This is a genomic window from Streptomyces sp. NPDC005070, assembly GCF_053600395.1.
In genome coordinates, this window is the sequence record NZ_JBSFZS010000087.1 from 1 (window position 1) to 17,210 (window position 17,210).

Below are 17,210 nucleotides of genomic sequence, written 5' to 3' on the forward strand. Positions count from 1 at the left end.
GGGCCGCAACCCCAAGTACGTCCAGTACGAGGGTCTGCGCCCGGCACGCCGAGAGCACGCTCCCCCGAGCTCTCGGCTCCGCTCGAGCAGGGGGGACCCCCATGACGCCGCCGGGCCCGCCCTCCGGGCGGACGACGCGACTTTGCGGACACGGCCTAGGGCGCGCTCGGCCACACCAGGACCATGTACGCGCCGCAGTACGCCGAACCGAGGACGGCGGCCGTGAGGAACAGCGTCCTGAGGCGGCGTGAGGCGCGGGCCAGGTACAGGGCCAGAGGGAGCAGCAGCGGGAAGCCGGGGAGCAGGAAGCGGGCCCGCGGGAAGTAGACGCCGCCGCTGCCGAGGACGATCAGCAGCAGGATCCCGGTGAAGACGAGGAGAGGGAGCGGCTGGTGGTCGCCCACCGACAGCGCGTACAGCGTCACGGCCGCCAGCAGGGTCACGGTCACCATCACCAGGAACAGCTCCGGCGAGGAGTTCTGCGCGAGGACCTCCCGCAGCCGGCGCACGGTCTCCGCGCCGCCGTCCCACTCGTTGTGCCACAGCCGCTGTACGGCGAAGTAGCCGTCCCAGCGGCCCAGCCTGTGCCCCACCCAGCCGACGTACGCGAGCCAGCCGGCCGGGGCCAGGACGATCGCGGCGAGCGCCCGGACGGAGAAGCCGCGGCGCAGCGACAGCAGCGCGGCCACGGCCACGGCGGCGGCCACCGCGACACCGGTGGGCCGGGTCAGCCCCGCGAGCGCCGCCAGCGAGGCGGCCCACAGCAGCCGGCCGGTGAGGACCGCGTACAGCGCCCACGCGGCGAACGCGGTGAACAGCGACTCCGTGTAGCCCATCCACTGGACGAGACCCACCGGCAGGGCCGCCCACAGCACGGTCAGCAGCACACCCGCGCGGCGGCCGTGGAGATGACTGCCGACCGCGTGGACGCCCCACGCGGCGACGAACGAACACACGACCGCGATCGCGAGCCCGGTCGAGGCGCGCGAACCGGGGGTCACGGCCGCGACGGCCTTGACCAGGACCGGGTAGAGCGGGAAGAAGGCCAGGTTGTTCGCGTCGAACGCGGTGCCCAGATGGCGCGCGTAACCGTGGTCGGCGATGCCGAGGTACCAGTCCGCGTCCCACTGGGCCGCCAGGATCGGCCAGACGCCGTGATGCCTGCGGTGCGCCCAGAGCGCGAGGGTGAGCAGTCCGGTGAGGCGGACGGCCGCGTAGGCGGTCAGGGCGGGGGCCGCGTGCCGCAGAGCGGCGCGGACCAGGGCGAGGAGACCGGCCGCGCCGGGCGCGTGCCGGGCGGCCGGGACGCCGGGGTCGGTCGCGCCCGGCGCCCTTCGGGGCGGGGCGGACGTCGGCCGGGAATCGGTCGAGGGCACGCGGCGGCTCCTGGGACTCGAAGGTGCGCTGCCGGTAACCGTTCCTCGGTCTTCCGGTGGCGCGCCGGAGCGCTGCGTCAACTGCCGTGCGGAAATCACCCGTAAGAAGGGCGAATGTCAGGTCTTCACCGGGACGGCTCCCCGCGTGGGAAGCGTCGGACGGCTCCCCGCGTGGGAAGCGTCGGACGGCTCCCCGCGTGGAAAGCGGCGCACGCCCCGGGTGGGAAGCGGCGGACGGGCCGCCTCCCACCCGGGGCGTGGGCTCAGATGCCGGCCGCGGCCGACAGGTCCCGCTTGATCGCCGTCAGCAGCTCGGCCGCCTTCGCGTGGGCCGCCGGGAGACCGTCATGGCCGCCGACGGGCACCACGACCTCCAGGTAGCACTTCAGCTTGGGCTCGGTGCCGCTCGGCCGGACGATGACCCGGGCGCCGTCCAGCGTGTAGCGCAGGCCGTCCGTGGGCGGCAGCTTGTCCGTCCCCCGGGTCAGGTCCTCGGCGCTGGTGATGGCGAGGCCCGCGAGCTCCGTGGGCGGCTGCTCGCGCAGCCTGCGCATGGCGTTCGCGATGACCGAGAGGTCCTCCACCCGCACCGAGAGCTGGTCGGTGGCGTGCAGCCCGTACGCGACGGCGATGTCGTCGAGGAGGTCCAGCAGGGTCCGGCCCTGCTCCTTGAGCTCCGAGGCCAGCTCGGTGACGAGCAGGGCCGCGGTGATGCCGTCCTTGTCGCGTACGCCGTCGGGGTCGACGCAGTAGCCGAGCGCCTCCTCGTACCCGAAGCGCAGCCCCTCGACGCGGGCGATCCACTTGAACCCGGTGAGCGTCTCCTCGTACGGCAGGCCCGCGCCCTCGGCGATCCGGCCGAGCAGCGAGGACGAGACGATCGACTCGGCGAAGACACCGCGCGCGCCGCGCCGCACCAGGTGCTCGGCGAGCAGCGCGCCCACCTCGTCGCCGCGCAGCATGCGCCAGTCGGCACCGGCCTTCACGGCCACGGCGCACCGGTCGGCGTCCGGGTCGTTGGCGATGATCAGGTCGGGTTCCGCCGCGCGGGCCGCCGCGAAGGCGAGGTCCATCGCGCCGGGCTCCTCCGGATTGGGGAAGGCGACGGTCGGGAAGTCCGGATCGGGCTCCGCCTGCTCGGCGACGAGCACCGGCTCCGGGAACCCGGCCCGCGCGAAGGCCGCGAGCAGCACGTCCTTGCCGACGCCGTGCATGGCCGTGTAGACGGTGCGGGCGGTGCGCGGCGAGCCCTCGGCCAGGACGGCGTCCGTACGGGCCAGATAGGCGTCCAGGACCTCCTCGCCGAGGGTTTCCCAGCCGGAGTCGGGGCGGGGCACGTCGGCCAGCGCGCGGATCGCGTCGATCTCGGCGGCGATCTCCGCGTCGGCCGGCGGGACGATCTGCGAGCCGTCGCCGAGGTAGACCTTGTAGCCGTTGTCCCGGGGCGGGTTGTGGCTGGCGGTGACCTCCACGCCCGCGACCGCGCCGAGATGCCGTATGGCGTAGGCGAGGACGGGTGTGGGCAGCGGCCGGGGCAGGACGGCGGCACGCAGGCCCGCGCCCGTCATCACGGCCGCCGTGTCCCGGGCGAAGTCCGCGGACTTGTGGCGGGCGTCGTAGCCGATCACCACGAGTCCGCCGGTCTCGCCCTTGGCCTTGAGATACGCGGCGAGTCCGGCCGCGGCCCTGATGACCACGGAACGGTTCATCCGCATCGGCCCCGCGCCGAGCTCACCGCGCAGACCCGCGGTGCCGAACTGGAGCGTCCCGCTGAAGCGGGCGGTCAGCTCGGTGACGTCCCCCGCCTCGACGAGCTTGGCGAGTTCGTCACGGGTCTCCGCGTCGGGGTCCTCGGCCAGCCACGCCTCGGCCCGCGCGACGATGTCGTCCTGCACCTGGGGTGCACCTCTCTTCGGTCGTACGGCTTCCGTGTGCCCGGGTCGTTCCGCCCCCGGCGCCGGGGGCGCGCGACCCTGTCGCCTACAGACGATCCAGCACCTGGGTCAGAAGTTCCCCCATGCGCGCGGCCGAGTCACGGCCGGCCTGGAGGACTTCCTCGTGATTCAGGGGCTCGCCCGTCATACCGGCGGCGAGGTTGGTGACGAGGGAGATGCCGAGCACCTCGGCGCCCGCCTCACGCGCGGCGATGGCCTCGAGGGTCGTCGACATGCCCACGAGGTCGGCGCCGATGACACGGGCCATCCGGATCTCGGCGGGGGTCTCGTAGTGCGGGCCGGGGAACTGCGCGTAGACGCCCTCCTCCAGGGAGGGGTCCACCTCCTTGCACAGCGCGCGCAGCCGCGGCGAGTACAGGTCGGTGAGGTCGACGAAGTTCGCGCCGACGATCGGCGAGGTGGCCGTCAGGTTGATGTGGTCGCTGATCAGCACGGGCTGGCCGGGGCGCATGCCCTCGCGCAGACCGCCGCAGCCGTTGGTGAGCACGATGGTCTTGCAGCCGGCGGCGACGGCGGTACGGACGCCGTGCGCGACGGCGGCGACCCCGCGGCCTTCGTAGAAGTGGGTGCGGCCGAGGAAGACCAGGGCGCGCTTGTCGCCGATCCGGTACGAGCGGACGGTGCCGCCGTGGCCCTCGACCGCCGGCGGCGGGAAGCCGGGCAGCTCGGTGACGGGGAACTCGGCCTCGGGGGTGCCGAGGGCGTCCACGGCGGGAGCCCAGCCGGAGCCCATCACGAGGGCGACGTCGTGGGTCTCGGCGCCCGTGAGCTCGCGCAGGCGCGTGGCGGCGGCGTCGGCGGCGGCGTGGGGGTCGCCCTGGATGTCGTCCGGAAGAAGAGATGCGTTCACGCGCAAGAGCGTAGCCGGTTCGGGCCTACGCGCGTAGATGACAGTGCTCACGGTCTTGCGATCGTTGTCTTGTCGTTTCCGACAAGCGAGCGAGGAGGAGGGCGCCGATGCGACGGTCCGAGAGGGCTGGGCGGGTGGGAGACGCGCCGCGGAGCGGCGGGGTGGCGAGGGCACCCTCGCCACGGAGCGGGACGGGCCGGCGGGTGGGCGGAACCGGCGCGGAGCGGCCGGGATTCCGCCGCGGAGCGGCGGGGCGCGCCGGGGCGGGCAGGGCTCAGCAGGGGCGCTTGCGGAGCTCCATGACGTAGTCGTGCGGAGCCCCGGCGGACTCGGCGGCGTCCGCGATCTCGCCCAGATAACGCGCCGAGGGCAGTCCCCCCTCGTACCCGTTCAGTACGTAGACCCACGCGCTTTCCTCACCCTCCAGTGTGTGCACACGTACACGCATCCGGCGGTAGATGTCGAGGCCGACGCCCTCCCAGCGGTCCATGGAATCCTCGTCCGGCGGGGCGATGTCGTACAGCGCCACGAAGACCTGGGAGCGCGGTGCCTCGACGATCGTCGCGAGCGCCCCCTCCCAGCCCATGTGCTCGCCGCCGAAGGTCAGCCGCCAGCCGTTCAGCCAGCCCGTCGCGCGCAGCGGCGAATGCGGGGCGCGGCGCGTCATGAGCCGCGGATCGAGATTGCCGGCGTACGCGGCGTAGAGCGACATGTGGTCGAGGGTACGTCAGCGGCCCGTACGCCTCTCACGTAACAAAGTGGCTCGGATGCGCCGGACTCGGGGCCCCTGGGCGGAAGCACCTTGAAGCGTGCGGGACAATGGAGTACGTGACTCGGATCGTGATCATCGGTGGCGGACCCGGCGGATATGAAGCGGCGCTGGTAGCGGCGCAGCTCGGCGCGGAGGTGACCGTCGTCGACTGCGACGGTCTGGGCGGGGCGTCGGTGCTCACCGACTGCGTGCCGTCGAAGACTCTCATCGCCACGGCCGAGGTGATGACGACCTTCGACTCCTCGTACGAGGAGCTGGGGATCATCGTCGCCGACGACACCCCTCCGCTGGAGCAGGCGGCCAAGGTGGTCGGCGTCGACCTCGGCAAGGTCAACCGCCGTGTGAAGCGTCTCGCGCTCGCCCAGTCGCACGACATCACCGCCTCGGTGACCCGTGCCGGCGCCCGGGTCCTGCGCGGCCGCGGACGCCTGGCGGGCATGCAGGCACTGGACGGCTCCCGCAAGGTCGTCGTGAGCGCCGCGGACGGCACCGAGGAGACCCTCGTCGCCGACGCCGTGCTCATCGCCACCGGCGGACACCCGCGCGAGCTGCCCGACGCGCAGCCCGACGGTGAGCGCATCCTGAACTGGACCCAGGTCTACGACCTCGACGAGCTGCCCGAGGAGCTCATCGTGGTCGGTTCCGGTGTCACCGGTGCCGAGTTCGCCGGCGCCTACCAGGCGCTCGGCTCCCGCGTCACCCTCGTCTCCAGCCGCGACCGCGTGCTGCCGGGCGAGGACCCGGACGCCGCCGCGGTCCTGGAGGACGTGTTCCGCCGCCGCGGCATGAACGTCATGGCCCGCTCCCGCGCCGAGTCCGCCAAGCGGGTCGGCGACCGGGTCGAGGTCACGCTCTCCGACGGCCGGGTCATCAGCGGCTCGCACTGCCTGATGGCCGTCGGCGCCATCCCGAACAGCAGCGGGATGGGCCTGGAGGAGGCCGGCGTCAAGGTCCGCGACTCCGGGCACATCCTGACCGACCGGGTCTCGCGCACGACCGCTCCGGGCGTGTACGCGGCCGGTGACGTGACCGGCGTCTTCGCCCTCGCGTCCGTCGCCGCCATGCAGGGCCGTATCGCCATGTACCACTTCCTCGGCGACGCGGTGGCCCCGCTGAACCTGAAGACGGTCTCCTCGAACGTCTTCACCGACCCCGAGATCGCCACCGTCGGCTACTCCCAGGCGGACGTCGACGCGGGCAAGATCGACGCCCGGGTCGTGAAGCTGCCGCTGCTGCGCAACCCGCGCGCCAAGATGCAGGGCATCCGCGACGGCTTCGTCAAGATCTTCTGCCGCCCCGGCACCGGCATCGTGGTCGGCGGCGTGGTCGTCTCCCCGCGCGCATCGGAGCTCATCCACCCGATCTCGATCGCGGTCGACAACAATCTGACGGTCGAACAGATCGCGAACGCGTTCACCGTGTACCCGTCGCTGTCCGGCTCGATCGCCGAGGTGGCGCGGCAGCTCCACACCCGGAAGGCCGCGGGCGAGGGCTGACGCCTCCGCCGACTCCCCGCTGGTCACGGGGAGTTGGTGACGCTGCGCAGCGCGGGGGTGGCGAGAGTGGGCACGTATACCACTGAGCACCCTGCCATGCGAACAACTTCTGTTATTCGGCGCAAACTGCTGAAAGCAGACGGTCGTTGGGGTTACTGTCAGTTTCGTGTTCGCTGCAGAACGTCGCCAATTGATCCTCGAAATGGTGCGAGCGAACGGGGCCGTGTCGCTCCGTGAGCTCGCCCGCGTCGTCCAGACCTCCGAAGTGACCGTACGGCGGGACGTGCGCGCGCTGGAGGCAGAAGGACTCCTCGACCGCCGGCACGGCGGTGCGGTATTGCCGGGCGGGTTCACGCGGGAGTCCGGCTTTCCGCAGAAATCGCATCTCGCGACCGCCGAGAAGACGGCCATCGCCGATCTCGCCGCGGGTCTCGTCGAAGAGGGCGAGGCCATCGTGGTGGGGGCGGGGACCACCACGCAGGAGCTGGCCCGCCGGCTCGCGCGGGTTCCCGGCCTGACCGTCGTCACCAACTCCCTGCTGGTGGCCCAGGCGTTGGCCCACGCCAACCGTGTGGAGGTCGTGATGACCGGCGGCACCCTGCGCGGTTCCAACTATGCCCTGGTCGGCTCGGGTGCGGAGCAGTCCCTGCAGGGGCTGCGCGTGTCCCGGGCGTTCCTCTCCGGGAGCGGTCTGACCGCCGAGCGCGGACTCTCCACGTCCAACATGCTCTCGGCGTCCGTGGACCGTGCTCTCGTCCAGGCCGCCGCGGAGGTCGTGGTCCTCGCCGACCACACCAAGCTCGGGACGGACACCATGTTCCAGACCGTGCCGACCGACCTCATCACCCGGCTGGTCACGGACGAGCCGCCCGCCCATGACGACCGTGCGGCCACCGAACTGCAGGCCCTGGCCGATCAGGGCGTGCAGATCGCGGTGGCCGGGTCAGCGGCGTCGGGCGGTGCGGGAGGGGATCCGCTCCCGACGGGGCGCCAGCCGCGTCGGGACGTACCACTCCCGGGACCGCGCCGCGGCCAGGTGGTTCCGGGCTCGGGACCGCAACTACGGAGCGCGACGGTGATGGGGGACCAGCCCCCGGCCGAACGGGCCCGAGTGGCCGATCTGCGACGCCGCTGAGCGGTGCCGCCGGGACGGTGAAGCGGACGGCCGAGCCCCTCGGCCGACCGACCGGACCGGCTCGGCTCACGGGTCCGGACCGCGAACCAGGTCGGTTCACGCGTCCAGACCGTGCACAGGCCCGTTCACGCGTCCAGACCGGTTCACGGTGTCAGGCCATCGGGGGCAGGGCGGTTCACGCTCTCAGGCTCCGAAGGCCGGGGTGCCTCACGGCTTGAGGCAGCCGCGGAGGCCGGGCCCGCTCACGGTTTCAGGCCGCGCAGGGTCAGGTTCAGCAGACGGTCGGCCAGCGCGGGGTCGTCCGGGGTCTCCTCCGCCGCCAGCGCGATCGCGTTGGTCAACTGGAGGAGATCCCCGATCGAGACGTCGGGGCGTACGGCCCCCGACTCCTGGGCGCGCAGCAGCAGGGCGCTGCCCGCCTCACGCATCGGGCCACTGCACCGGGCGAGGTGTGAACCGGCGTCCTGCGAGGCCGACATGAGGGCGCGCGCGAGTCCCCGGTACGCACCCGCGTGCGAGATGATCTCGCGCAGCCACTCCACCAGCGCGGTGCACGGCTGCGGGGCTTCGAGCAACTCGCGCGAGCGGGCCAGCAGATCGCTCACCGCGTCCTCGAAGACCGCGCTCATCAGGGCGTGCCGGTTCGGGAAGTGCCGGTACAGCGTGCCGATTCCGACGCCCGCGCGCCGGGCCACGTCCTCCAGGGACGCGTCCGTGCCGTGCGCGGCGAACGCGGTGCGCGCCTCCGCGAGCAGCCGTCCGTGGTTGCGCCGGGCGTCCGCCCGCATCACCCGCGGCGCTCCTGGACCCCGGTCGGGCCCGGACGTTCCGGCCCGCTCCTTCGCGGTCGCGCCCACCATGGCCTCCACCTGCCCTCTCCCACCGCCCGGCTGCGCTCCAGGATGCCACCGGCGGCTCCCGGACGGACGTCCGCGGGCTCCGCGCCGGACGGCTCGAAGCATCATGGACGGTTGCGCGGACAGGGGGCCGGGCGCCGTCGCGCCCGGGATTCACTCCGTACGCGGAAGCGCCCGGCGGGCCGCAGACGCGGTTCGCCGGGCGCTTCGGACGCCACGGGACGGGTGGGTCACCCGTCCGCGTGCTCAGTCCTTGATCTCGCAGATGGGGGCGCCGGACGTCACGGAGGCGCCGACCTCCGCGCTCAGGCCCTTGACGGTGCCGGAGCGGTGCGCGTTCAGGGGCTGTTCCATCTTCATGGCCTCCAGGACGACGATCAGATCGCCCTCCTTGACCTCCTGGCCCTCCTCGACGGCCACCTTGACGATGGTGCCCTGCATCGGGGAGGCGAGGGTGTCGCCCGAGGCGACCGGGCCGGACTTCTTCGCGGCGCGGCGCTTGGGCTTGGCGCCGGCGGCCAGACCGGTGCGGGCCAGCGACATGCCCAGCGAGACCGGCAGCGAGACCTCCAGGCGCTTGCCGCCGACCTCGACGACCACCGTCTCGCGGCCGGGCTCGTCGTCGGTCTCGGCGTCGGCCGGGGCGGCGAACGGCTTGATCTCGTTGACGAACTCGGTCTCGATCCAGCGGGTGTGGACCGTGAACGGGTCCTCCGAGCCGGTGAGCTCGGGGGCGAACGCCGGGTCCTCGACCACCGCGCGGTGGAAGGGGATCGCGGTCGCCATGCCCTCGACCTGGAACTCGGCCAGGGCGCGGGCGGCACGCTGGAGGGCCTGCTTGCGGGTGGCGCCGGTGACGATCAGCTTGGCGAGCAGGGAGTCCCAGGCCGGGCCGATGACGCTGCCGGACTCGACACCCGCGTCCAGCCGGACACCGGGGCCGGTCGGCGCCGCGAAGGCCGTGACCGTGCCGGGGGCGGGCAGGAAGTTGCGGCCCGGGTCCTCGCCGTTGATGCGGAACTCGATGGAGTGGCCGCGCAGTTCGGGATCGCCGTAGCCGAGCTCCTCGCCGTCGGCGATGCGGAACATCTCGCGCACCAGGTCGATGCCGGCGACCTCCTCGGTCACCGGGTGCTCGACCTGCAGTCGGGTGTTGACCTCCAGGAAGGAGATCGTGCCGTCCTGGCCGACCAGGAACTCCACGGTTCCCGCGCCGACGTAGCCGGCCTCCTTCAGAATCGCCTTGGAGGACGAGTACAGCTCCGCCACCTGCGCCTCGGAGAGGAACGGGGCGGGGGCTTCCTCGACCAGCTTCTGGTGGCGGCGCTGAAGCGAGCAGTCACGCGTGGAGACGACGACCACGTTGCCGTGCTGGTCGGCCAGGCACTGGGTCTCCACGTGCCGGGGCTTGTCGAGGTAGCGCTCCACGAAGCACTCGCCGCGCCCGAAGGCGGCGACCGCCTCGCGCACCGCGGACTCGTACAGCTCCGGTACCTCTTCCAGGGTCCGGGCGACCTTCAGACCACGGCCGCCGCCACCGAACGCGGCCTTGATCGCGATCGGCAGACCGTGCTGCTCGGCGAACGCGACGACCTCCTCGGCACCCGAGACCGGGTCCGGGGTGCCGGCGACCAGCGGCGCACCCGCGCGCTGCGCGATGTGCCGGGCGGCGACCTTGTCGCCGAGGTCGCGGATCGCCTGCGGCGGCGGACCGATCCAGACCAGGCCCGCGTCGAGAACGGCCTGGGCGAACTCGGCGTTCTCCGAAAGGAAGCCGTAGCCCGGATGGATGGCATCCGCGCCCGAGTCCTTGGCGGCCTGCAGCACCTTGGCGAAGTCCAGGTAACTCGAGGCCGGAGTGTCACCGCCCAGCGCGAACGCCTCGTCCGCCGCACGGACATGCAGAGCGTCCCGGTCCGGTTCCGCATACACGGCAACGCTCGCGATCCCGGCATCCCGACATGCTCGGGCCACGCGGACAGCGATTTCGCCACGGTTGGCGATGAGCACCTTGCGCACGATGGCTCCCTCCTTGAAAACAAGCCGAGTTTAGGGACAGCCAACACGACACTTCGAGCTGTCCCCAGTGGTGAGCTTGCCCACACGGAGCGTGATACGAGGCTCGCCCTACCCGCGAAATCCCTTGTCGTGCCAAGGCACGCGGGAATCCTTCCCTGAACCCTAGCCTTCAGGTGTGGCCAAGGTCTCTGTGACTCCGTGCTGCGGCCCACAACGATTCTTTGTCGAGTCCCTACGAATGGCCCAACGATTCTTTGCCCTCGACGGAACCCTTGTCCCTGGGTTTACCCGTTAGTAGCGTTCGGGATGTCTGAGACGTACTTGGGGTAACAGCGCGCGGAAGTGGGTGGGGCCGGTGGTGCGGAGACCGCTAGTGTGGGTGGCGGCGATCGTGGTTTTCGTGGAGGCGATAGGTATCGCTCTCCTCAACTGGTTCCTCGGCGTGGTCGTCGACCGCCAAGACATGTCCATGGCCGGGCTCGACTCCGACCTGATGGCGCGGTCGTCGAAGATCGGCGGCCTGGTCTTCGGCCTCTACTTCCTGGCCTGTGCCGTGGCGGCCGTGCTGGTCGCGCTCCGGCAGCGCCCCCCGGGCGTTTTCGGGCGTGTCCTGCTGATCAGCGCCGCCGTGGTGCACGCCCTGCTCGGCGCCTTCACGGTGGGCCTGGTGGGCTGGGGAGCGTTCGCCTTCATGATGGTGGTGTTCGCGTTGATCGTGTTCACCCTCCTGGCGTACGACGGCCGCGAGACCGGCCCCGTCGACGCCGCGCCGGAGACCGGCGGGACGGGTGACGGCGAGGGCGACGCGGCCGACGCCGGGAGCGCGGGCCCCGACGAGAGCGCGGACGCGGCCGGCGCCGGCCCGGGTGAGGGTGTCACCGCGGGGACCGTCGACCTGGGGAAGGGTGCCGAGCGGAAGGGCGCCGAGGCGGCGACCGCCGACGCCACGGGTGCCGACGCGAGGGCCGTCGAGAAGGAGCCCGCGGTCGCGGTCGCGGCAGCGGCTCCCGCAGCCTCCTGACGGCCCCTGGCCGCCCTCCTGGCTACCTCCGGCTCTCCGGCCGCCTACGGGCGTGTCGGCGCCCGGGGGTGGCCAGGGGGCCTGGTCCCCGGGCCCCCTGGGCCCGGCCCTGGCTCTCCGGCCGCCCGGGTGCTCACGCGTGCCCGCGCCCGGACCTCAACCGCCCTGATGCGTACGGGCGTTCCCGGAGTGGCCGGGTGGCCGGGCGTCTTGACCGGACACCCGGGCCCGTGGTCCTCACGGCTCCCGGGGCGTCCACAACTCAGTGATGCCTACGCCGAGTTCGCCGAGCAGTCTGCGGATCAGCGGCAGTGAGATGCCGATGACGTTGCCGTGGTCGCCGTCGATGCCCTCGATGAAGGGCGCCGAGCGGCCGTCCAGGGTGAACGCGCCCGCGACATGCAGGGGTTCGCCCGAGGCGACGTACGCGGCGATCTCCTCGTCGGTCGGTTCGCCGAAGCGGACCACGGTCGAGGCGATCGCGGACTCCCACCGCTTCTGCGCGGTGTCCCAGACACAGTGCCCCGTCTGGAGCGTGCCCGCCCGGCCGCGCATCGCCTTCCAGCGCGCGGTGGCCTCCTCGGCGTCGGCGGGCTTGCCGAGCGCCTGGCCGTCCAGGTCGAGCACCGAGTCGCAGCCGATCACCAGCGCGCCCTGGACCTCGGGACGCGCCGCCACGACGGAGGCCTTCGCCTCGGCCAGCGCGAGGGCCAGTTCGGCGGGAGTGGGTGCGGTGACGGCGTCCTCGTCGAACCCGCTCACGATCACCTCGGGGGCGAGACCGGCCTGCCGCAGCAGATTGAGCCGGGCGGGGGACTGGGAGGCGAGGACGAGACGGCGGCGCGGCTGATCGGTCATGCGATCAGGGTATCGGCGCCGATCCGACCGCGCCTCGGCTGCCGGGAAGGTTCAGCGGATGCCCACCAGGATCATCCCGACCACCATGGCCAGCGCCAGGAGAACGCCCAGGCGTCGCAACATGTCCTGCATGTCGCGGAGATCCTCGGGGGGTTCGTTCTCGGGGTCGGACCACAGCATGCTCCCGATCGTGCGACGAGGGGGCGGCCCGACGCCTGAGTACGCGTACTCAACTTGCGGACATCCTGTGAAACCGAGATCCCCCCGGGACGGGGTCCGCGGGGGGATCGAGGGGGTGTCGCGTGCCGGCGCCGGGCTAGCCCGGCCAGTAGCTGCGGCCCCACGACGTCGGGCCCGGCTGCGGCAGCCGGTGCGCGGCGATGCGGGCGGGGTCGGACCAGGAGTCACGCGGCCCGGACGCGCCGGACGGGGCGGACGCCACCGCCGCGGCGCGTGCGCGGACCACCGCCAGTGCGGCGGCCAGCTCCTCCGGGGTCGGATTGCCCCGTACGACCTTGATCGTCATGTCTGCTCCCAGGGTCCGGGTCGGCGGGGTCTAGAGCGGGATGTTGCCGTGCTTCTTCGGCGGCAGTGACGCCCTCTTCGTACGGAGCTGACGCAGGCCGCGTACGACGTGGGAACGCGTCTGCGACGGCATGATCACGGCGTCGATGTAGCCGCGCTCGGCCGCCGTGTACGGGTTCAGCAGCGTGTCCTCGTACTCCTGGATGAGCCGGGCCCGGGTGGCGTCCTGGTCCTCGGCGGCCGCGATGGTGCGGCGGTGCAGGATGTTGACCGCGCCCTGCGCGCCCATGACCGCGATCTGGGAGGTGGGCCAGGCCAGGTTGAGGTCGGCGCCCAGGTGCTTGGAGCCCATGACGTCGTACGCGCCGCCGAAGGCCTTGCGCGTGATGATCGTGATCAGCGGGACGGTCGCCTCGGCGTACGCGTAGATCAGCTTGGCGCCGCGCCGGATGATGCCCGTGTGCTCCTGGTCGACGCCGGGGAGGAAGCCGGGCACGTCCACGAACGTCAGGACGGGCACGTTGAACGCGTCGCACGTCCGCACGAACCGCGCGGCCTTCTCGCTCGCGTCGATGTCCAGACAACCGGCGAACTGCATCGGCTGGTTGGCGACGATGCCGACCGGGTGGCCCTCGACCCGGCCGAAGCCGGTGAGGATGTTCGGCGCGAACAGCGCCTGCGTCTCGAAGAACTCGGCGTCGTCCAGGACGTGTTCGATCACCGTGTGCATGTCGTACGGCTGGTTCGCGCTGTCCGGCACGATCGTGTCCAGCTCGCGGTCCTCGTCCGTGAGGCCGAGGTCCGCCTCCTCCGGGAACACCGGGGGCTCGCTGAGGTTGTTGGACGGCAGGTACGACAGCAACTGCTTGACGTACTCGATCGCGTCCTTCTCGTCGCCCGCCATGTGATGGGCCACGCCCGACACGGCGTTGTGCGTACGGGCGCCGCCCAGCTCCTCGAAGCCGACGTCCTCACCGGTCACCGTCTTGATGACGTCGGGGCCCGTGATGAACATGTGCGAGGTCTGATCGACCATCACCGTGAAGTCCGTGATGGCGGGCGAGTACACCGCGCCGCCCGCGCACGGACCGACGACCAGGCTGATCTGCGGGATGACACCCGACGCGTGCGTGTTGCGGCGGAAGATCTCGCCATACATGCCGAGAGCGCTGACGCCCTCCTGGATCCGGGCGCCGCCCGAGTCGTTGATGCCGATGACCGGGCAGCCGGTCTTCAGCGCGAAGTCCATCACCTTCATGATCTTCTGGCCGAAGACCTCGCCGAGCGCACCGCCGAAGACCGTGAAGTCCTGGGAGAACACGGCGACCGGGCGGCCGTCGACGGTGCCGTAGCCGGTGACCACACCGTCGCCGTACGGGCGGTTCTTCTCCAGTCCGAAGTCGGTCGACCGGTGCTGCGCGAACTCGTCGAACTCGACGAAGGAACCCTCGTCCATCAGCAGTTCGATGCGCTCACGAGCCGTCAACTTGCCCTTGGCGTGCTGCTTTTCGACGGCGCGCTCCGAGCCGGCGTGCGTCGCTTCCTGGATGCGGCGCTGCAGATCCGCGAGCTTGCCCGCGGTGGTGTGGATGTCGGGGTGGTGCAGCTCTTCCGGCTCGGACATCGGGTTGCGGCTCCCTGCCTGATCTAAGGGGACGTGAGGGTGACTGCTCGGAAAACGCGGTGCTCAGAAGGGGGGCTTGCTACTCATCCGTAGCGTAGTGGCGTGCCTACCGATCGGCAGTGCGGCGTTTACCACACCTAGGCTGGGTTGCATGACGCCGCGAGATGCAGCAGACGCGAACGACAACCGGTGGTCCGACCTGGACCGTCCGCCGCTGAACGGGGCCGCCCTGCGCAGGGCGCTGGTCCGTGACGGCGGCCTGTGGTGCGACGTGGAGGTGGTGGAACGGACCGGGTCGACCAACACCGACCTGGCCGCGGCCGTCACCGGCGAGAAGGGGGCCGACGAGGGCGCCGTCCTCGTCGCCGAGGAGCAGAACGCCGGGCGCGGACGCCTGGACCGCCGGTGGAGCGCGCCGGCCCGTTCCGGCCTCTTCTTCTCCGTGGTCCTGAAGCCCGCCGGAGTCCCCGTCGAGCGCTGGGGCTGGCTGCCGTTGCTCACCGGCGTGGCCGTCGCCGCGGCGCTCTCGCGCTCCGCGGGAGTCGACACCGCACTCAAGTGGCCCAACGACCTGCTGGTCACCGTGGACGGAGAGGAACGCAAGGCCGGCGGCATCCTCGCCGAGCGCGCGGGAAGCGACGCGGTCGTCGTCGGGATCGGCGTCAACGTCTCGCTGCGCGCGGACGAACTGCCCGTGCCCGGCGCCGGATCGCTGGCCATGGCGGGCGCGACGACCACGGACCGTGACACCGTGCTGCGGGCCGTGCTCCGCTCCCTGGAGCAGTGGTACGTGCGGTGGCGGGACGCGGGTGGCGACCCCGTCGCGTCCGGCCTCCAGGAGACGTACGCGGCCGGATGCGCGACGCTCGGGCGCTCGGTGCGGGCCGAACTGCCCGGCGGCCGGGCGATCGTCGGCGAGGCGGTGGCCCTGGACGGGGACGGCCGGCTCGTCATCGCGACCGCCGACGGCGTACGGGAGCCGGTGGGCGCCGGAGACGTGGTGCACCTGCGCCCCGCGTGAGCCGACGCCCCGGTCTCACCACGAGCCGACCGACGCCGGGGGTCCGGCGGCGCGGTGCGGCGGGAATCCCGAGGCGCGGTGCGGCGGGAGTCCCAGCGTGCGGTGCGGAGGGACTCCGGCGGCGGGTGGGGCGGGCGCGCGGGACGGTGGGGTGTGTGACGGCACGGGACGGTGAGTGGTCCAGACCTTCGGCACCTCTCCGGCCCCGGTCCCGCCATCGGGAGTGAGCCAGCGCACACCTGCCGTAGAGTTGAGCGCGGTCGAACCTGACCACGGCAGATCGGAAGGGCAGCAGGAGTGACCGTCGACGACACCGGCTCCGGCACGGGTGCCCACCCCGCCTCCGGCGGCGAGCCCGGCCGTACCGCCGGGCCGGTCACGGACGCGACACCCGCACGGGCCGCCGCGGCCGACGAGGCCCGGCACGAGGCAGTCCCCGACGCCGGGCCCGGCACCCGCCCGAACCACCGCCCGGACGACCGCCAGGACGCGGGAACCGGTCCTTCCAGTGGCGACCTCGTCCCGGCGGGGAGCCGCCCCCGCGGCGACGACCACGGCGGCGACGGCGGCGCGCGGCCCGAGGTCCGGCCCGACGCGCGGCACGAGGCGAACGGGCGGGTGGACCCCCAGGCCGAACCGGACTCCGAGGGCGACCCGCTCGCGCTGCGCCTCGAGGGGCTGATCCTCGGCGCCGAGCGGCGGTACACCCCGTTCCAGGCGGCCCGCAGCGCGGGCGTCTCCATGGAACTGGCCTCCCGCTTCTGGCGGGCGATGGGCTTCGCGGACATCGGCCAGGCCAAGGCGCTGACCGAGGCGGACGTGCTCGCGCTGCGCCGCCTCGCCGGTCTCGTCGAGGCGGGCCTGCTGAGCGAGGCCATGGCCGTCCAGGTCGCCCGCTCCACCGGGCAGACCACCGCCCGTCTGGCCGAATGGCAGATCGATTCCTTCCTGGAGGGCCTCACCGAGCCCCCGGAGCCGGGAATGACCCGCACCGAGGTGACGTACCCCCTGATGGAGCTGCTCCTGCCCGAGCTGGAGGAGTTCCTCGTCTACGTCTGGCGCCGCCAGCTCGCCGCGGCCACCGGCCGGGTCGTGCAGGCGGCGGACGACGAGGAGATGGTCGACCGCCGTCTCGCCGTCGGCTTCGCCGACCTCGTCGGCTTCACCCGGCTGACGCGCCGCATGGAGGAGGAGGAGCTCGGCGAACTCGTCGAGGCCTTCGAGACCACCGCGGCGGACCTGGTGGCGGCCCACGGGGGCCGGCTCATCAAGACCCTGGGCGACGAGGTTCTCTACTCCGCGGACGACGCCGGTGTCGCCGCCGAGATCGCACTGCGGCTCATCGAGACGATGGCGAACGACGAGACGATGCCGGAGCTGCGTGTCGGCATCGCCTTCGGCGCGGTGACCACACGCATGGGCGACGTGTTCGGCACGACCGTGAACCTGGCGAGCCGGCTCACGTCGATAGCGCCGCGCGACGCCGTGCTCGTCGACGGCGCCTTCGCCGAGGAGCTGACCCGCACCGGCGACGCGCCCGCCTCCGAGGCGGAGGCCGCCGAGGCCGCGGCCGCCGCGGAGAAGGAGGGCGAGGAACCCCCCTCGTACCGCTTCGCGCTCCAGCCGATGTGGCAGCGGCCCGTGCGAGGTCTCGGCGTCATCGAGCCGTGGCTGCTGGCCCGCCGGGCCGACGACGCGTAG

Annotated in this window: 14 protein-coding genes and 1 pseudogene; 5 read left to right on the forward strand and 10 right to left on the reverse strand. The window is 72.4% G+C overall.

The features are described from left to right. Positions 1 to 155 precede the first annotated feature (155 nt). The 4 genes from ACWEBX_RS26115 to ACWEBX_RS26130 form a co-directional block, all read right to left on the reverse strand. Complete coding sequence (locus ACWEBX_RS26115; RefSeq protein ID WP_451887247.1) at positions 156 to 1,376, reverse strand: hypothetical protein; 1,221 nt, start codon at positions 1,374 to 1,376, stop codon at positions 156 to 158. 263 nt (positions 1,377 to 1,639) lie between these two features. Further along, positions 1,640 to 3,271 carry a phospho-sugar mutase gene (locus tag ACWEBX_RS26120; protein WP_451887248.1) on the reverse strand — a complete coding sequence of 544 codons (1,632 nt, stop codon included), beginning with the start codon at positions 3,269 to 3,271 and terminating at the stop codon, positions 1,640 to 1,642. An 85-nt stretch (positions 3,272 to 3,356) separates the two neighbouring features. Beyond that, entirely contained in the window at positions 3,357 to 4,181 is an 825-nt protein-coding gene (locus ACWEBX_RS26125) for a purine-nucleoside phosphorylase (RefSeq protein ID WP_355770573.1), read from the reverse strand. Positions 4,182 to 4,455: 274 nt separating this feature from the next. After that, the gene (locus ACWEBX_RS26130) at positions 4,456 to 4,893 is read right to left on the reverse strand and encodes a gamma-glutamylcyclotransferase (protein WP_355770576.1); all 438 of its coding nucleotides are present in this window, start codon (positions 4,891 to 4,893) and stop codon (positions 4,456 to 4,458) included. 107 nt (positions 4,894 to 5,000) lie between these two features. Here ACWEBX_RS26130 and ACWEBX_RS26135 point away from each other — a divergent pair, with 107 nt between their 5' ends. Together ACWEBX_RS26135 and ACWEBX_RS26140 are read left to right on the forward strand one after the other, a co-directional pair. Next, on the forward strand, positions 5,001 to 6,449 hold the full coding sequence (locus ACWEBX_RS26135) for an NAD(P)H-quinone dehydrogenase (protein ID WP_451887249.1): 1,449 nt from the start codon (positions 5,001 to 5,003) through the stop codon (positions 6,447 to 6,449). Between the two features lie 202 nt (positions 6,450 to 6,651). Then, entirely contained in the window at positions 6,652 to 7,584 is a 933-nt protein-coding gene (locus ACWEBX_RS26140) for a DeoR/GlpR family DNA-binding transcription regulator (RefSeq protein ID WP_451887250.1), read from the forward strand. Positions 7,585 to 7,826: 242 nt separating this feature from the next. Here the strand turns inward: ACWEBX_RS26140 and ACWEBX_RS26145 are convergent, their stop codons facing one another. Next, positions 7,827 to 8,372 (reverse strand): TetR/AcrR family transcriptional regulator, encoded by a 546-nt coding sequence (locus ACWEBX_RS26145; protein WP_451887271.1) that lies wholly within the window; start codon positions 8,370 to 8,372, stop codon positions 7,827 to 7,829. Between the two features lie 315 nt (positions 8,373 to 8,687). Further along, on the reverse strand, positions 8,688 to 10,460 hold the full coding sequence (locus ACWEBX_RS26150) for an acetyl/propionyl/methylcrotonyl-CoA carboxylase subunit alpha (protein WP_451887251.1): 1,773 nt from the start codon (positions 10,458 to 10,460) through the stop codon (positions 8,688 to 8,690). A 355-nt stretch (positions 10,461 to 10,815) separates the two neighbouring features. Here ACWEBX_RS26150 and ACWEBX_RS26155 point away from each other — a divergent pair. Further along, positions 10,816 to 11,256: pseudogene (locus ACWEBX_RS26155) on the forward strand (hypothetical protein); the annotation flags it as partial. Between the two features lie 462 nt (positions 11,257 to 11,718). On the opposite strand, the gene ACWEBX_RS26160 reads toward ACWEBX_RS26155, so the two are convergent. The 4 genes from ACWEBX_RS26160 to ACWEBX_RS26175 form a co-directional block, all read right to left on the reverse strand. Further along, positions 11,719 to 12,339 (reverse strand): Maf family protein, encoded by a 621-nt coding sequence (locus tag ACWEBX_RS26160; protein ID WP_451887252.1) that lies wholly within the window; start codon positions 12,337 to 12,339, stop codon positions 11,719 to 11,721. Between the two features lie 51 nt (positions 12,340 to 12,390). Next, on the reverse strand, positions 12,391 to 12,519 hold the full coding sequence (gene mmpB / locus ACWEBX_RS26165) for a morphogenic membrane protein MmpB (RefSeq protein ID WP_451887253.1): 129 nt from the start codon (positions 12,517 to 12,519) through the stop codon (positions 12,391 to 12,393). Positions 12,520 to 12,655: 136 nt separating this feature from the next. Continuing rightward, positions 12,656 to 12,865 (reverse strand): acyl-CoA carboxylase epsilon subunit, encoded by a 210-nt coding sequence (locus ACWEBX_RS26170; RefSeq protein WP_103554379.1) that lies wholly within the window; start codon positions 12,863 to 12,865, stop codon positions 12,656 to 12,658. A gap of 30 nt (positions 12,866 to 12,895) precedes the next feature. After that, positions 12,896 to 14,488, reverse strand: a complete 1,593-nt coding sequence (locus ACWEBX_RS26175) for an acyl-CoA carboxylase subunit beta (protein ID WP_451887254.1) — start codon at positions 14,486 to 14,488, stop codon at positions 12,896 to 12,898. A 151-nt stretch (positions 14,489 to 14,639) separates the two neighbouring features. On the opposite strand from ACWEBX_RS26175, the gene ACWEBX_RS26180 reads away from it, so the two are divergent. Then, complete coding sequence (locus ACWEBX_RS26180) at positions 14,640 to 15,509, forward strand: biotin--[acetyl-CoA-carboxylase] ligase (RefSeq protein WP_451887255.1); 870 nt, start codon at positions 14,640 to 14,642, stop codon at positions 15,507 to 15,509. 297 nt (positions 15,510 to 15,806) lie between these two features. Next, on the forward strand, positions 15,807 to 17,210 hold the full coding sequence (locus tag ACWEBX_RS26185; RefSeq protein ID WP_451887256.1) for an adenylate/guanylate cyclase domain-containing protein: 1,404 nt from the start codon (positions 15,807 to 15,809) through the stop codon (positions 17,208 to 17,210).

Coding starts and splice junctions, on each gene's coding strand:
- mmpB (WP_451887253.1), bottom strand. CDS start 12,519: ATGCTGTGGTCCGACCCCGAGAACGAACCCCCCGAGGATCTCCGCGAC.
- ACWEBX_RS26140 (WP_451887250.1), top strand. CDS start 6,652: ATGGTGCGAGCGAACGGGGCCGTGTCGCTCCGTGAGCTCGCCCGCGTC.
- ACWEBX_RS26135 (WP_451887249.1), top strand. CDS start 5,001: ATGGAGTACGTGACTCGGATCGTGATCATCGGTGGCGGACCCGGCGGA.
- ACWEBX_RS26145 (WP_451887271.1), bottom strand. CDS start 8,372: ATGCGGGCGGACGCCCGGCGCAACCACGGACGGCTGCTCGCGGAGGCG.
- ACWEBX_RS26130 (WP_355770576.1), bottom strand. CDS start 4,893: ATGTCGCTCTACGCCGCGTACGCCGGCAATCTCGATCCGCGGCTCATG.
- ACWEBX_RS26180 (WP_451887255.1), top strand. CDS start 14,640: ATGACGCCGCGAGATGCAGCAGACGCGAACGACAACCGGTGGTCCGAC.
- ACWEBX_RS26170 (WP_103554379.1), bottom strand. CDS start 12,865: ATGACGATCAAGGTCGTACGGGGCAATCCGACCCCGGAGGAGCTGGCC.
- ACWEBX_RS26160 (WP_451887252.1), bottom strand. CDS start 12,339: ATGACCGATCAGCCGCGCCGCCGTCTCGTCCTCGCCTCCCAGTCCCCC.
- ACWEBX_RS26175 (WP_451887254.1), bottom strand. CDS start 14,488: ATGTCCGAGCCGGAAGAGCTGCACCACCCCGACATCCACACCACCGCG.